14 protein-coding genes are annotated in these 15,665 nt (G+C 42.6%); all 14 read left to right on the top strand.

Going from position 1 to position 15,665, the window contains the following annotated elements; all coding sequences use genetic code 11:
- The first annotated feature begins 14 nt into the window (after positions 1 to 14).
- The 14 genes from ACN0QW_RS14070 to ACN0QW_RS14005 all read left to right on the top strand — a co-directional run bounded on the left by ACN0QW_RS14070 (position 15) and on the right by ACN0QW_RS14005 (position 15,574).
- On the top strand, positions 15 to 1,073 hold the full coding sequence (locus tag ACN0QW_RS14070) for a GNAT family N-acetyltransferase (RefSeq protein WP_417432234.1): 1,059 nt from the start codon (positions 15 to 17) through the stop codon (positions 1,071 to 1,073).
- A complete protein-coding gene (locus ACN0QW_RS14065) occupies positions 1,070 to 1,732 on the top strand; it encodes an acetyltransferase (RefSeq protein ID WP_417432233.1) in 663 nt (220 codons plus the stop codon). The genes ACN0QW_RS14070 and ACN0QW_RS14065 overlap by 4 nt, the downstream gene beginning before the upstream one ends.
- Positions 1,729 to 2,364, top strand: a complete 636-nt coding sequence (locus tag ACN0QW_RS14060; RefSeq protein ID WP_417432232.1) for a class I SAM-dependent methyltransferase — start codon at positions 1,729 to 1,731, stop codon at positions 2,362 to 2,364. Before ACN0QW_RS14065 ends, ACN0QW_RS14060 begins: the two co-directional genes overlap by 4 nt.
- Before the next feature lie 355 nt (positions 2,365 to 2,719).
- Positions 2,720 to 3,292 carry a hypothetical protein gene (locus tag ACN0QW_RS14055; RefSeq protein WP_417432231.1) on the top strand — a complete coding sequence of 191 codons (573 nt, stop codon included), beginning with the start codon at positions 2,720 to 2,722 and terminating at the stop codon, positions 3,290 to 3,292.
- Complete coding sequence (locus ACN0QW_RS14050) at positions 3,292 to 4,434, top strand: hypothetical protein (RefSeq protein ID WP_417432230.1); 1,143 nt, start codon at positions 3,292 to 3,294, stop codon at positions 4,432 to 4,434. The genes ACN0QW_RS14055 and ACN0QW_RS14050 overlap by 1 nt, the downstream gene beginning before the upstream one ends.
- 7 nt (positions 4,435 to 4,441) lie before the next feature.
- Positions 4,442 to 5,491 (top strand): hypothetical protein, encoded by a 1,050-nt coding sequence (locus ACN0QW_RS14045; RefSeq protein ID WP_417432229.1) that lies wholly within the window; start codon positions 4,442 to 4,444, stop codon positions 5,489 to 5,491.
- A gap of 7 nt (positions 5,492 to 5,498) precedes the next feature.
- The gene (locus tag ACN0QW_RS14040) at positions 5,499 to 6,974 is read left to right on the top strand and encodes a polysaccharide biosynthesis C-terminal domain-containing protein (RefSeq protein WP_417432228.1); all 1,476 of its coding nucleotides are present in this window, start codon (positions 5,499 to 5,501) and stop codon (positions 6,972 to 6,974) included.
- Between the two features lie 215 nt (positions 6,975 to 7,189).
- Entirely contained in the window at positions 7,190 to 9,421 is a 2,232-nt protein-coding gene (locus ACN0QW_RS14035; RefSeq protein ID WP_417432227.1) for a hypothetical protein, read from the top strand.
- 24 nt (positions 9,422 to 9,445) lie between these two features.
- Positions 9,446 to 10,024 (top strand): class I SAM-dependent methyltransferase, encoded by a 579-nt coding sequence (locus ACN0QW_RS14030; RefSeq protein ID WP_417432226.1) that lies wholly within the window; start codon positions 9,446 to 9,448, stop codon positions 10,022 to 10,024.
- A 19-nt stretch (positions 10,025 to 10,043) separates the two neighbouring features.
- Entirely contained in the window at positions 10,044 to 11,192 is a 1,149-nt protein-coding gene (locus ACN0QW_RS14025; RefSeq protein WP_417432225.1) for a glycosyltransferase family 4 protein, read from the top strand.
- Positions 11,193 to 11,314: 122 nt separating this feature from the next.
- On the top strand, positions 11,315 to 12,187 hold the full coding sequence (locus ACN0QW_RS14020) for a hypothetical protein (protein ID WP_417432224.1): 873 nt from the start codon (positions 11,315 to 11,317) through the stop codon (positions 12,185 to 12,187).
- On the top strand, positions 12,184 to 13,314 hold the full coding sequence (wecB, locus tag ACN0QW_RS14015) for a non-hydrolyzing UDP-N-acetylglucosamine 2-epimerase (protein WP_417432223.1): 1,131 nt from the start codon (positions 12,184 to 12,186) through the stop codon (positions 13,312 to 13,314). The genes ACN0QW_RS14020 and wecB overlap by 4 nt, the downstream gene beginning before the upstream one ends.
- A gap of 19 nt (positions 13,315 to 13,333) precedes the next feature.
- Complete coding sequence (locus ACN0QW_RS14010; RefSeq protein WP_417432222.1) at positions 13,334 to 14,584, top strand: hypothetical protein; 1,251 nt, start codon at positions 13,334 to 13,336, stop codon at positions 14,582 to 14,584.
- A complete protein-coding gene (locus ACN0QW_RS14005; protein WP_417432221.1) occupies positions 14,585 to 15,574 on the top strand; it encodes a class I SAM-dependent methyltransferase in 990 nt (329 codons plus the stop codon). It abuts the gene before it with no gap.
- The last annotated feature ends 91 nt before the right edge of the window (positions 15,575 to 15,665 follow it).

Raw genomic sequence — 15,665 nt, 5'->3', positions numbered from 1 at the left:
GGGGGGTCCCAATTATGGCAATTGTGGTGCGAGATCTCATTGAAGAAGATCATGAGGTTTATATCAAGTTTCTCGAATCAATAGAATATTCTCTTTTGTATTCCAGCTTACGATATAAGGCATTTCTTGACTTACTTATTGAAGGGCGTTCTCGGTATTTGATTGCCCTTAGTGAAGGGGAGGTGAGAGCTGTTCTTCCTCTTGTGTATCTCAATGGTCCACATGGTACAGTGATAAATTCACTCCCTTTTTATGGAAGTAACGGAGGAATTTTAGCGTCTTGTTGTGATTGTGAGGCGGCGTTGAAAGCTGCTTATAGAGAGATTGTTTTGTCTTCGGGGATAGCTGCGTCGACACTTATTCAAAATCCACTAAGTGCGGCCAGCGAAGAAAATATTCCATACGATCATAAAGATTTCCGATTAGGATTTTTTACAGATCTCTCTGGGATGGCGAGGCCTGAGGTTGAACTAGTGAGCCGTATTGATGGGAGTGCGAGAAGAAATATCAAACGAGCTGCTAAGTCGGGTGTTGAGGTCAAAGTGACACCAGCTTCCGAGAGTTTGGAGTTTTTAATGGCTACACATCAAGACAATATGATGGCGATTGGTGGTCGTTACAAACAAGAGGCTTTTGCGACAGCTTTGGTTGAGGCGTTTTCTGAGGGGCAGGATTTTAAGATTTATACTGCAGCAATCAATGGGAGAATTGTAGCCGCACTTCTTGTGTTTTATTTTAATAAGGTTGTAGAGTATTATATGCCTGCTATTATTCACGAATTTCGTCAAGAGCAGCCTCTGGCTGGTATTCTCGCAACTGCAATGTCTGAAGCTGCGAAGGAGGGTTACCTGAAGTGGAATTGGGGCGGATGCTGGGGTAGTCAGGTCAGCTTACAACGGTTCAAGCGAAAATGGGGAGGGGAAGAGTACAGATATGATTACTTAACGAAAGTAAATGAACCTACTCTTTACCAGTTGCTGCCTGGAGAGCTTTCCGCTGTGTACCCAGATTTTTTTGTATTGCCATATGATCAATTGAACGCATGTGAAGTGCGACAAAAGGGGGGGGGATGAGTCAGGAGGTTGTGATTTTTGGAGTGGGCAGCTTGGCGGAAGTCGCTCATTATTTTTTGACACACGATAGCGGCTTTACTGTGGCTGGCTTTGTTGTGCACGAGGCTCATTTGAGCCAACGTGAATTTTGCGGCTTACCCGTAGTCCCTTTTGAAGAAATAGAGAAAGATTTTCCTGCAAGTAAATACAAAGCGTTTGTGGCTGTAGGGTATAAAAAATTAAATAAGTTAAGGGAGGATATTTATAAAGAATTTAAGAATAAAGGGTATGAATGCATCTCTTATATTAGTAGTAAGGCTACTACGTGGCCAAATATGGTTGTAGGTGAAAATGTCTTTATTTTGGAAGATGTTACAGTTCAGCCTTTTGTTATAATTGGGGATAATGTATTTGTTTGGAGTGGCAATCATATTGGTCACCATACTCGTATTGAAGATCATTGCTTTATTACCTCGCACGTTGTTATATCTGGTCACTGTATAATTGGAGAAAGAAGCTTTTTGGGCGTGAATTCCACTATTTCAGAAGGCGTGGCTATTGCCTCGGACAATCTTATTGGGCCGAACTCGTTAATCCAGAAAAGTACTGCTGTGGCTGATGCCTATATTGCTGATCGCACACCCAAATTCCCTAAACCAAGTAGTAGGTTGTTTCGATGAGTTTTTCTCGTTCTGTTGATTTGAATAGAGTTAAGGAGCTCTACTCAAAAAGCTTGAAAAAGCATGGACAGACCCCGGCTGGTGTGGGCTGGGGGACAAAAGACGCTCAGTTCGAAAGATTTCACGTTTTGTTGGAAGGAATGTCTTCTTTTGGAGGGCAGCCCATGACGATCAATGAGTTAGGTTGTGGTTATGGGGCTCTAGTTGAATTCCTCCAGGGACAAGAAATTGATCTTGAGTGGTACTGTGGGTACGATATTAGTGAGGAGATGGTCAATTCTGCAAGTAATAAATATTCCGATGGAAATATAGAGTTTTGTGTTTCGAATAAGATTTTGAGGCCTGCCATGTATTCGGTTGCATCTGGTATATTTAATGTTGCATTTGATTTTGCTCGAATTGAGTGGGAAGAGTATGTATATTCAACAATTAGAGGCATGTACGATATGTCGACTGAAGGATTCTCTTTTAATATGATGAGTTCTTATGTCGATTATTATGATGATAAACTTTATTATGCAGATCCTTCAGTGTTTATTGATTATTGCATAAGAAATTTCTCTCGAAATGTTAGCTTTCGCCATGGATATGGTCTTTACGAATGGACGATCACGGTGATGAGAGAACGATAGACCGTTTGAGGGAGGGCGGAATGTGTGGAAGAAAAAGGGATTAATTTTTAGGCCAGAAGGGCAGAGGCCTTGGATGGTCTCTCATGCTACATCTCCTTTTGTGTACGATCTGGGGGAGGATCTGTTTAGAGTTTTTTTTTCGAGCCGGGATAGTAATAATGTTGCTCACATTTCATATTTTGAGATTGACATTAACAGGCCTTCAGAAATTCTTAGATTATCAGAAAGTCCAGTTTTATCCCCTGGGCCGCTTGGCTATTTTGACGATCATGGCGTGTACAGTCGTTGCGTGGTTCGAAAAGACGATACTTTGTATATGTACTACATTGGGTGGAACCCAGGTCTTCGAGCGCCAATGTTTTATAGTTCGATTGGGTTGGCGATTAGTGTTGATGGAGGGCAGACTTTCCAGAAATATTCAAAAGCTCCAATAATTCAAAGAAATGATGTTGATCCTTGGTGTGTCCTATTACCAAGTGTTTTGTTCGAAAAGGGCTTGTGGCGTATGTGGTATGTCTCTGGTTTGGGGTGGGATCAGCAGAGTAATTATACACAGTCTCTATATCATATTTGCTATGCTGAATCTGGTGATGGGATTAATTGGAGGCGTGAAGGAGATGTCTGTATTGGCCTTTCGGAGGGAGAAACTAATACGGCTCACCCATGTGTGATTCGTGACGGTGGCATATATAAGATGTGGTACTCGTATGAGGCAGGTAGAGGCTATCGCATTGGTTATGCCGAATCTTCTAATGGATTGGAGTGGGGGCGTATGGACCATTTGGCGGGAATAACTATATCAAACGCGCCATATGAGAATGAGATGGTTTGCCAACCTCATGTGTTCTCTCATAAGGGGAAGCGGTATATGTTTTATAACGGTAACCAGTTTGGTCGCGATGGAATTGCGCTTGGAGTTGAAGAGTAATGAGTGGTTCTCCTTCTCATCAATTGGATTATGATGTTATTGTCGTAGGGCACTTGGTTAATGCAGATTTCGCAATAGCAGAGGCATTAATACGGCAAGGATTAAGATGTGCCGTAGTACGATTTGAAAAAGATATTCCGAATGATTTTTCGGATATTCCGGGTGCTTGCCGGGATCTTGATGCTGCAGATGTGTTGCCGTTTAAAAATCCTTTCTGGTTCTTTTGTCTGTGTCTTAAGTCTAAAGCGGTAGTTTCCATTACCGGAAACATTATAGCTTATCTCTTTTGGTGTTTACCGCTAATGGCTTTGCCCTTTTTTCCTCCAGTGTTCAATATTACTACTGGTTCTGATATCACGGAGGAAGCTCGAAAAAACACAGTTTATGGCTATGTCTATCGTTGGTTACTAAGGCGAACACATGGCAATTGGATTTCCTCAACTCCTGAAGCGGTGAAGACTGCTGTTGATCTGCGAGTTAAGAGTCCTTTGTATTTTCGGTTCCCAATGTTCGATCGTCAGATTGAGGGGAGAACTCGTGAAAATTCCGGGGATGATATTGTCTATTTCCATCCTGCGAGGCTTGATTGGGGGGGGGAAGATAAGGGGCCGTACAGGAATTCCACCAAGGGTTCTGATCGATTTCTTAGAGCTTTTAATCGAGCCTTAAGCGAAGGGGCTAATGTTCGATGTCTTCTCTTAGATCGAGGAGCGGATCGTGAGCTAGCTAAAGAATTGATTGGGCGGGGTGGATTTTCTAGTAAGTATACTTGGATGGAGCCAACTTCCCAAGCTGGCTTAGCAGAATGTTTTACACAGGCTGACGTTGTCGTGGATCAATTTGATGTGGGCTTTTTTGGATGGATAGCTTGTGAGGCAATGCTGCATGAGAGACCCGTGATGGCATATGCTGATGAAGCTTGTTCTCGTCTCGTGTATGACCAAGAACCGCCGATCATAAATTGCCAAAGCGAAGATGATATTTATAAGCAGATCATGAGGTGGTCTGATCGTGCTCAACTTACTACGTTGGGGCTGAAATCCAGAGAATGGGCAAGGAAAAATCATTTTTCAGATAAAGATATGCCTTTGTTCGCTCACAAAATTTGTGTTGCTGCAGGCTTAAGCTGGCCACGAAAGTAACGTTAATATGATGCGTGTGAATATTACGTCCAGTCTTCCTACTGATTGGGGGGATTGGCTTGTCGAACAACAGGGAGAGGCCGCGTTTGGGCAGTCTTCACGGTGGTTTGAAGTTAATGAAATTGTTAACATAGCTTCTCATTATTGGGTTGAGGTCTTTCGGGGTTCGGATCGCATGGCGGGTGGTTTGTTTAGCTATAGGAGATCTGCTAAAGGATTGCAGTTCTCTCTTCCTGTACGATCTGGATGGTTGAGTTGTTTTGAGGGCCCCGTCTTTTCACCTGCATGCTCTAGTGAGGACGTTTGTCAATTTTTAAGCGCAGTAAAATCCTTGGTTGGTAAGGTTAGGGCGAGAGGGGTTGTGTTTAGCGGGTTCCCGGCAGCTAGTATATGGGGCGGGAGTATTGAAATATCTGGGGTGTTCCGAGAGTTTGGTTATACAGAAACTCCTTATTTTACCTCATTGGTTGATTTATCTTGTGGTGAGATGCCATTGTTTGATGGTTTAAAGCGATCTGTGCAAAAGGCAATTCGACGCTGTATCAAGGATGGGATTACTGTTACTCAATGCGAGACTTTCGAGAATTTCTACTCTAATTTTATTGTTCCTTATTACGAAGATAATCCTGATGACGCGCCTACTTTAGAGATAATGGAAAAAGCATGGAAGCTTGATCGCGAAAAGTATTATCATTATTTTGCAGCTCAAGATGCAAACGAAAAGACTATTGCAACTTTAGGTACATATCGTTTCAATGGTATGGCCACCGAGATAATGTCTAAGAGAACAAGAGCGAGCTTTGGTTTGAAGGCCCCAGTTCAGGATTATTTGCATTGGGAGGTTTTCAAGGTTCATCAGTCTTTGGGAGATACTAAATTTAATCTTGCAGGTTATAGTACGTCTCCTGAGACAAAAAAAGAGGAAGGAATTCGTAATTTTAAAGTGAAGTGGGGGGGGGAAGAAAAGTCGATTCCTTATTTTACAAGAGATTATTCATCGATGCTTGAAAGAGGCATTGTTAAATTAATCAAGGCGTCTATTTCCAAATTGAGTTGAAAAAAATATGCTTCGAGAGCATTACAGAAATGCAAGTTTTATTGCTGTTGCTGGGTTGATAGCAAGACTTAAGGGGCTGATATTGCTTCCTTTTTTGACCAGGCATTTGGGTGCCTTGGATTTTGGAATTTGGTCACAATTGACTGTCATTGTTTCGGTTTTTGCTCCTTTGATTGTTTTAGGGACAGATAGTGGTTCAATACGGTATCTCCCTCAGCAAGCAGATAAAAAACAGTTATCATATTATTCGGCATTGTTTGTGTTTGTGCTCGGCATGTCGTTCTTTGGGGCTATAGGAATTATTAGTTTCGATCATCAAATTGTGTTTTTGTTTTTAGATGATGGTGAGGCTCATGTACGGTTTATTCCCCTGGTTGTGGCTTCTATGATCGTTACAATACTCTCGAATATGAATTTACGGTGGTTCCTTATTAGGAATGATGGCTTATCTCATTCGATTGTTACTGTGTTACAGGCTATTGTGAGTGCTATTACGGTCACATATGCATTATTTTTCAGTTTAGAGATATATGATCTCGTGTTGCTTACTGTTGCTGCGGATGGGGTGTTGGTGCTGCTTGTGATAGTTGCGATACTTGTAAGAGATGGGGTAGTTTCGCCAGATTTTGCAATATTACATAAAATAGTTTTTTTTGGGTTGCCGCTTCTACCGTCCGCTTACGCCATGCTCGGGCTGAATTTAATGGATCGTATTTTCTTGGTTCGATACACAAGTATTGCAGAGATTGGAATGTATTCTCTCGCTTATGGTGTTGGTATGATTATTGTCCCTATGCTGGCAAAGCCTTTTCGAAATATGTTTCCTGCTATGATGGTAAAGCTCCATGCAAGAGGGGATGTTGAGGGGATGCAGCTCTTATTTAATCATTCAGCAGGAGTTGTTTTTGGTTTGTTACTTCCGGCAGTAGTTGGACTTTTTTTGGTTGGAGAGCCATTGATTGCTGTGTTGGGGCCTCCGGAATTTTCTCCGGCTGCATATCTCTTGGGTATAGTCGCAGCTTCTTATAGCTTGAGTACGCTTAACAATTACTTTGACATCTGTTTAAGTATAGCTCACCGACAGGTTTGGACTACCTATATTATTGTGCTTGCGTGCACTGTTAATCTTGTATTCAACATGTTGCTGATCCCAGGTTATGGTATTTGGGGTGCCGCGATAGCAACATTGATTGCATTTGTAGCAAGATTTTTGGCAACTTTGATAGTGTCCTATAATTACTGGTTGTTCAAATTGAGTATAATGTTTGTGTTGAGGGTTATAATTTCTTGTTCTGTTATGGCTTTTATTGTTTTTTTATTTAAGTGTATTTTTGAATTGAAGTCAGGATCACCTTTTGTGGGGCTCTTTATTATGGTATTTATTGGTGGGGGAGCATATGGTGTGATGCTGCTAATTACGGAGGTTATATCTTTTCGTGATTTGCGGTCATTTCTTTGTAAGGTGATGAGTAAAGTTGCTTAAAGTGGATCCAGTGGGTCTTGTTTTCTTCAGGGGATTATTGATACAAGGTGTGAAAAGCAATGATCTGACTTTTCAGGCTTAGAAGTGATTTTAAGAAAATTCAGCAATATCATTTTTGTTTGTGAGATTTAGAATGCAGGTTACCTATTTGGAAGTCGTCAAATAATTATTTTTGATCATAAATTATGAACGTGAGCGGTAGGTTTTTTTTAGGTATGGATATGGAAGTTAAATCACTGTTGTCAGAGATTGGATTTACATATTGTTGTCATGAACTGATCGGGCAGGGAGGACAGTTCTCGACCTATCTTATTAATGTTATTGAAGATACAAGTTCGTGTGACCGGAAGCTTGTGCTAAAGACGGTACAGTCAGGTAAAAACCATGCTGCGTTATTTGGCTATGATTCGAACGTAGCTTTGTTAATAGAGGCTAAATATACAGAGATTTTGGGGAAGGCTGGATTTGGTCCCTGCTTGTTATATTCAGATGAGCGTTATGTTATTCGAGACTACGCGTTTGGTAAAACTCTTCGGGATGCGCTTCTAGAATCATCAGATTTAGTTACTTTTGCCCTGATTAAGGCTGCGCTTGCTTATTTGGAAGAAATTCTACAGCTGGCAGAGGCCGAAAATCTTGTCGGGTATCTGGATTTTCATTGCGAAAACATACTTGTTGACAAGGAAAATTGTTTTTCACTTATCGATCACGAGTGGGGAATACTGCCTTATAAGAAACATCAGCATTTGTGTATAGCAACGATATACAAGTTCGTGCGGGAATTGGCAGAATTAACTCCTTTGAGTATAGATGAAATACTGAATTTGATACGTTTAAGCGGTTATCTTTCAGAATTCCTTCCGCGTGTGGTAGTGTTATTGGCAGGAGCTTTTTACGAAAATCGATCGGCTAGTTTGCAGGAGAAGTTATTATCTTCTCACGAGCTTCTTAACGTACTCCATAGTCGAAAAAACTATTCTGATCCAATAGCCTTGATCAAGCAGCTTTGTTCTGTTTTAGGGGATAATGCTGTAAGATATTGTTTTGCGCGAAAATATGAAGAGGTGTTTGATGGGGAATATAAGGAAAAGGATATAGATTTATTTGTTCATCCTGATGATTTTATTTCAATGGCTTTTCTGATCCAGGAAATGGGGGGAGTTTTTTTTGGAGAAACAAAGGCGCTCTATTACTGTGGCGGAAGTGAGCAAGTTGTATTTCTTGATATTAATCTGACAGGGCGAGAATTAAAGCATCAGGCTTTTCAGGTAAGGGATATTGTGGCTAGGCGGATAAAAGTTGGAAGACAATATTTTATCTCTGATGAGGATATGTTTGTTCAGGTTATTGCGAATGCGCTGGATAGGAAGAAGGCTCTTTCAAAGGCATATCGTAGCTTTATAAGCCGTTCTGTAGCTGAGGACGGTCTTGATTTGACATATATTGAAGCTGCTTTTGTTGAGGCCTTCGGGGGAGTAATTGGAAAGAGGGCTTTGAATTATGCTTGTGCGGGAGAGTGGGCTAATCTCGAAGGCCTTGGTGTCAAGCACAAAAAAGCAAAAGCTACTCCGTTATCCTTTTTTGTTTCATCGAAAAACAAACTTCAGGAACTTATGGAGAGAGGGCCGCGCCTTGTTGCTTTGTTGGGTGTCGATGGTGCGGGGAAGAGCACGACTGCAAGATCGGTTCAAGTGGCACTTGAAAAGGCTAGATTTAGTTCGATTAACCATTATCTTGGATGTTACTATCCTCCTTCCGGGAGGGGGCAGTCCTTCGTACTTCCGACTGATCGAATTTTTTCATTTGCCTATAAGCTTTTGTTGCGAGCTAGAAGATTACGTTTAGCGCCCAGGAAAATCACTTCAGAAGTTCGTTCTCCTCAAAAATATGGTGCAAAAGAGTTTGTTTTTGATGCCTCTATTGATGATAAGCCTTGGATTGTTCCTATGGAGCCCGGAGGGGAGTGTTTTTCGATTGTCTTTCGTCTTTATGCTTTTTTGCTTGTTTTAGACTGTATTTTAATGGCTATAAAGCTGAGGTTTTCGTACGGTACTCTCTATGTATTTACGGACCGATATTTTTACGACTTGATCACGTTCTTGGGACGTGATCATTATTTGTCACGTTTTATTGCTCGCAATTTTGCGCCTGATGTTGCTATTTTCTTGTATGCGTCTCCTGAAGTTCAGGTTAAGAGAGAGCCGAGGCATCCATTGTCTGAGATTAGGGCAAACCAATCACTTTATAGATCAGTGCCTATCCATAATCCAAGTGCTAATTGGTTTGAGGTTTCAACCGAACTACCGAGAGAGGTTGTGGCCCAGAGAGTGTTGTATCTTTGTGTCACGACGCGTAGACAGAGATCTTTGATTAAATTGGCAAATAATTTATACAGGAGCTTTAGCATCCGGTGTGGGAGGGTGCGGAGAGCCCTGTTTCGTAAATGAGTGCTTTACAGAGATTGTGAATAGATGCCAGAAAAAATAGCTTATCCGTATATTGTTAGAATTCTACAAGAATTCATTCAACCTGATCTCAAAGTATTAGAAATAGGTTGCGGAGCGAAGCAGTACCGTGATTTTCTTCCGAAAGTAAATTACTCAGGTTTAGACTTGCCTGACAGCCCTTATATTGTTGAGCCTTTAGAGTTCTCGTGCTCAGCCGATAATATTCCAACCGATGATTCTTGTTTCGATTTAATTTTTGGAGTTGCGACTTTCTGTTTACATGAGGATCCTAAAAAATCATTCCAAGAATGCTATCGCGTTCTTAAGCCGAGTGGAAAATTAATTGTCTTTGATTATAATGCCGCCACGCTTGCATCATTGGCTCAGAAGAATGGAGCTACAGAAGTTTGGAATTATTCTGGGCTTTCTGCTGTTCTTGCCGCTGCGGGGTTTTCATCAAATAATCTAAGAAATATTAGTCAGATGGTTGATTATGTTGATTATCCTGACGTATTGAGGTTGACTTTTCGAAAGCTACGAAGGTTAGTGGGGCTAGAGGCGTCAAACTGGATGATAGTCGTAGCGGAAAAGGCTGAATATTAGGTTGAAGGCTGATACAGGATTGAAATTACTAATTATATTGAACGACCCCCTTTCTCCTTTGCTGGAAAAAGGCGAAGCGACAGAACGATATTACAATCCCGGCAATGTCTTTGATGAAGTACATATCGTGCTTTGCAATGATGATCGTCCGGACTTGGGGCGTTTAAAGCCGATGGTTGGATCTGCGCAGTTAATCTTACACAATCTCTCAACTCCTTCTCGGTTTTATTGGAGAACGCTCGGTTGGCGTGAAATGCTGATGGAGGATTGGCTGAACCGTGCCAAGGTGCTTGCTCAGCAAATTCAACCTGATTTGATAAGGTGTCATGGAGCTCATATCAATGCGACTGCCGCACGAGCGATTCGTGCTGTTTCTGGGGCGCCCGTTCTCCTAAGCCTGCACAGCCGTCCGGATGCCCCTCCTGTTGGGTTGTCTTTCCCTGACCGTTTGCGCCATGAAGTATTGTCTGGCTTGGCCGAGAGAGAATTGCGGGCTGCTGACCTAGTTTTTGCTGTCTATCAGTCCCAACTGCCTTATCTCAAGCGTATCGGTGTAAAAGAGGTCGAGCTGGCCTATAATGTTCTGAACCCGGGCAAGCTTGCAGTTAAAGATGATTACGCGATAAGAAATGAGGCAAGAATTCTTTCGGTTGGCCGCTTGATCCCAGGGAAAAATCCTGAAAATCTTATTCGGGCCATGACTGGACTAAAAGGGGCCTCTTTGACGCTTGTCGGGGATGGCCCCCTTCGTGAGCAGTTGGAGGGGTTGTCTGATGATCTTGGATTGAGCGATCGCGTTACTTTCATTCCATCAATGGACAATGATCTACTTTGTCAGTCGCTTTCCGAGTTTGATATTTTTGCTGCACACAATGACTATCCAGGGGTTCCTAAAGCGGTAATGGAGCCTCTGCTCAGTGGATTACCTGTCTTGATAAACAAGGTTGCGGGGGAAATTATTCCTGAGTTAACAGAAGAGATTTGCCTTCTCACTGAGAACACTCTGGAAGGATACAGATCCGGGTTGAAGAAAATCTTGTGTGATGATGTGCTCCGGGAGAAATTAGGGAAATCTGCTAAGGTGCATGCGGAGCGAACATGGAACCCAGACAAAACTGAGGCCCGATATGCGAGTATTTACAGAAGCGTGCTGCAGAAAATTTCTTGAGTTTCTTAACTTGGAAAATACGGGTTTTGTGATGGACCTATTTGTTGAAATGGGTCAAATTCTCTAAATTGTGTCCTCATTTCCTATGACCGACGCTAATGTCTCTATATAAGTGTGATTTAATGCTCTTTTCGCAGAACCATATCAACCGTATTCAAGATAAATTTCTCCCAGGTTTACTCCGATCACGGCTTTCGCGTGCTGCTAAGAAATCTGGTTTGGATAAGCCAACGTTTTTATTGTCTTTTGACTGCGACACCTACAAGGATGCACGGGTGGTGGGTGATGTTCATCGTAAGCTGATGGATATCGGAATTACGCCGATCTATGCGGTACCTGGCGAGGTCTTGCTGGAGGGGGCTGAGGTCTACGAAGGTGTCGCTGAGAGTGGTGCGGAATTTATAAATCATGGGCACTATAAGCATTCACGGCTTCTTGATGATGGAGAAACTTACGAGAGTTGGAATTTCTACGATCAAATAAGTCGTGATGAAATGGAAGAAGATGTTTTGAGAGGACATGAAACTCTGACAAAGTTTCTTGGAAAAGAACCTAAAGGCTTTCGCTCTCCACATTTTGGCTCGTTTCAAAAAGAAGAGGAACTCGCGGATCTCTATCGCGTTCTCAACACAAAAAATTACGAATTTTCGACATCTACAGTTCCTGTTAAGGCGCTTCACAACAGAGCACTATATCAAGCCAGTGGGTTGACTGAAATTCCTGTTGGTGGTGGCTACGACTTTCCCCTCACAATCCTGGACAGTTATTCTTTCCGTTATTCAAAGACATTCAAGTATGGTCCACCTGATTATATTCACCAGATCAAGCGCTTGGGGGATTGGTTTTTGTCAGAAAAAAAACCTTATTTGCTCAACCTTTATGCAGACCCTTCTCAGGTGTACGATTGGCCGGAATTTTTTGATGTGATGAAACGTCTTGCTCCCTTTAATGTACCGTCATATGAAGCGCTTCTCGAACTGGTTGACGTGAAATGAGTGCGGTTTTTGTTATTTTTGGCACGCGGCCAGAAGCAATTAAGTTGGCCCCTGTTGTATGGGCTCTGAAGTCTACTTTGGGTGAAGATGCCGTCCGGGTTGTTAGTACGGCCCAACATAGAGAGATGCTGGATCAGGTTTTAGATTTATTTGGAATTAAACCTGACTACGATCTTAATCTTATGAAAGCCAATCAAAGTCTGAATGGCCTCTGTGCAGATTTGTTAAAAGGGTTGAATGATATCTTCTTGAAGGAGTGGCCAGCCCGTGTTGTTGTTCAAGGAGATACGACGACTTGTTTTGCTGGGGCTCTAGCGGCCTTTCATATGGGAATTCCCGTTGATCATGTCGAGGCAGGCCTTCGAACTGGGGATCTGCTTGCTCCTTTTCCAGAGGAAATGAACCGACGTTTTTGTGACTTAGTGAGTTCTGAGTGTTACGCTGCAACTGAAAAAGCGGCAGCAGCGCTGAGAGCTGAAAATGTCGACGAGCAAAAGATTCATGTAACTGGAAACACGGTAATCGATGCACTTTTGCAGATGCGAAACAATTTGCGAGCAAACACAGAAGTTACGAAAGAACTTGATGAGAAATTTTCATTTCTTAACCAAAACAAGAAATTAATACTTGTTACGGGGCATCGACGCGAGAGCTTTGGAGAAGGTATTCGCGGCATTTGCCGGGCACTGGTGGAAATCAGCGAGCAGCGATCAGATGTAGAAATATTCTATCCAGTTCACCTCAATCCCAATGTGAGGACCGCGGTTGAAGAGGTTATTGGTCAGCATACGGATAGAATATTTCTCGGTGAGCCTCTGGACTATCAAAGTTTTGTCTATCTCATGGATCGTTCGTACCTCATTTTGAGTGATTCGGGAGGAATTCAAGAGGAGGCACCGGCATTGGATCGCCCGTTGTTGGTTTTGCGCGAGAAGAGCGAGCGTATGGAGGCGATGGAAGCCGGAGTTGCTAAGCTTGTCGGTACTAAAACGAAGACTATTGTGCGAGAAGTCGTTACATTGTTAGACGATGTCTGCCTCTACAAAGAAATGGCCCACGCAATAAATCCCTTTGGTGATGGTCGGGCGGCCCAGCGGATTGCGGCTATCATTAAAAGCAAACTCTAAGTTTGGTGTGAGAGAAGCTTTGTCTAATCGTAAACTCTTTTGTTTTGGTTATTATTTCCCGCCTTCAAGAGCGCCTGAAGCAATTGTTTCTGCCAAGCGGACTGTTGGTTTAAGGGGTTGGGATGTTACCTTTACTGCATTTCAAATGGGCGAAGATGATCAGGAGTTGGCTAATTATGCGAACCGAAACTTTCATCGTATCGTGCGGCTTGTTCTTCCTTGGTGGGGCCGAGTAATTCCCAAACGTATCTTGACGCGTTTACCTATGCTGCCTGACTGGCTTGCTTTAGTTACCAAGTATGCTGTTAGAGATTTGAAATCTCTTGATGTTTCTGAAGCTCACGTCTTCATGACTTGTTCTCAAAGCCACAGCTCACACCTTGTTGGCTTGGAGGTGAAAAAATCTTACCCGGAGCTTCCTTGGGTTGCACATTTTTCAGATCCTTGGGCAAATAATCCTTACTTGGACCGTGTAAATGACAGAAAAAAGGCGAAAGAGAGGGAGCTGGAGGCAAAGGTTTTTCATAACGCAGATCTTTTGATTTTTACGTCCGAGGAAACGCGCGCGCACATAGCTGATAATTATCCGCATCACATTCGTTCAAAGATGAGAGTACTCCCTCACGCCTTTGATCCTAATATGCGAGAGGGTGGAGGACGCGCTGAGCGAACGCATATCGATGAAAATATGGAGAGGATTGTTGTCCGTCATATTGGAGCACTTTATGGGAAGAGGAGCCCAATAGCGTTCTTTGAAGCAATCGCTAGTCTCTTGCAAGAAATGCCTGAACTGATTAACGAAATTAGCTTTGAATTTATTGGGCCTATTGATGCCGAGTTTCGTATAGCCCTTGAAAAATTAGGTCTTTCTTCTAGGGTTATCGCTCTTTTCCCCCCAGTGAGTTATCTCGCATCTCTTAAGCTTATGCAGAGTGCCGATGCTTTGTTAGTAATTGATGCCCCTTCGAATGAAAATATTTTCCTACCAAGTAAGCTGATTGACTATATTGGTATCGGAAAGCCAATTTTGGCTCTATCATCCCCAGGAACTACGCGAACATTGGTGCGTGAATATGGGGGACGATTTTGTGAGCCTAATAATGTACAGAAAATCGTTCATGAACTTCGAATTTTCCTAACTGAACTTCGTGAGGGAGGTCAGTCGAGGAGGATGGTTAATGATGATGTTCGATCTCGGTTTCATGTTGATTGCGTAGGAAAGCTGCTACAGAGCTATTTGAACGAAGTTATATCTGAAAGTACTGAGTAGATGCATCCCAATCACCTCAAATATCTCCGCTGTCCTAAGACTGGTCAGACATTGTGTCTTCAGGATGAATGCCTTGAAAATGATAAGGTAAAATCCGGAACTTTGACCTCCCCCAGCGGAGAGACTTATCCTATCGTCGACTTTATACCCCGTTTTGTTGACTCAGATAACTATTCGGAGAACTTTGGTTTTGAATGGAAGCTACATTCTCGTACCCAGTATGACGATGATGCAGGCCATAAGATGTCTGAAGAGCGGATTTTTGAGGTATCCGGTTGGGAGCGTGATTTAAGCGGGCAGGTTTTATTGGAAGCAGGTTCTGGTTCTGGCCGTTTTACAGAGCATCTCTTGAAAACCGGGGCTATGGTTGTTTCTTTTGATTACTCACAGGCGGTCGAGCCAAACTATGCATCCAACGGGCAGCATCCTAACCTGCTGTTGGTTCAAGGGAATATTTATGAAATGCCTTTTGAAAAGGCATTTTTTGATAAAGTCTTCTGTTTTGGAGTGCTTCAGCATACTCCCGATCCAGAAGCCTCTTTTAAATCATTGGTCCGTATGATGAAGCCGGGAGCGATGCTGGCAACCGATATCTATCTGAAAACAATAAAACGGTATTATCTGAATACACGTTATTGGGTACGTCCCTTTACGCGCAACATGGAATCAAAAAAACTTTATGATCGTTGTGTGGCTTACATAAATTTTATGTGGCCCTTGGCTAAGTTAATCCGATACATCCCCAAGATCGGTGAAGCCTTGAATTGGCGATTGTTGATTGCGGATTACTCCAAACAAATGCCACATGCAGATGATGTAACATTGAAGGAGTGGGCATATCTCGATACTTTTGATATGTTATCGCCCGCTTTTGATATTCCTCAGAGTCCGAAAACCTATACACGCTGGCATGAAGAGGAAGGGTTGAAAGATGTTAATGTGCGTCTTGGCCCTAATGGCGTTGTGGCTTCTGCTAAAAGCCCCGAGTGATAATAAGCGAAAACAAAATTGTATTTGGGAGTGGTTTTCTCACGCCTGTGCCGATAGATTTCTTATGCGTTGAGTTTTTCGGTTCTTACTT

The organism is Kiloniella sp. (assembly GCF_048259265.1).
In the GTDB taxonomy this organism is placed as follows: Bacteria; Pseudomonadota; Alphaproteobacteria; order Kiloniellales; family Kiloniellaceae; genus Kiloniella.
The sequence above is the reverse complement of the archived record's forward strand: the minus strand, read 5'-3'. Positions and strand labels throughout refer to the sequence as shown.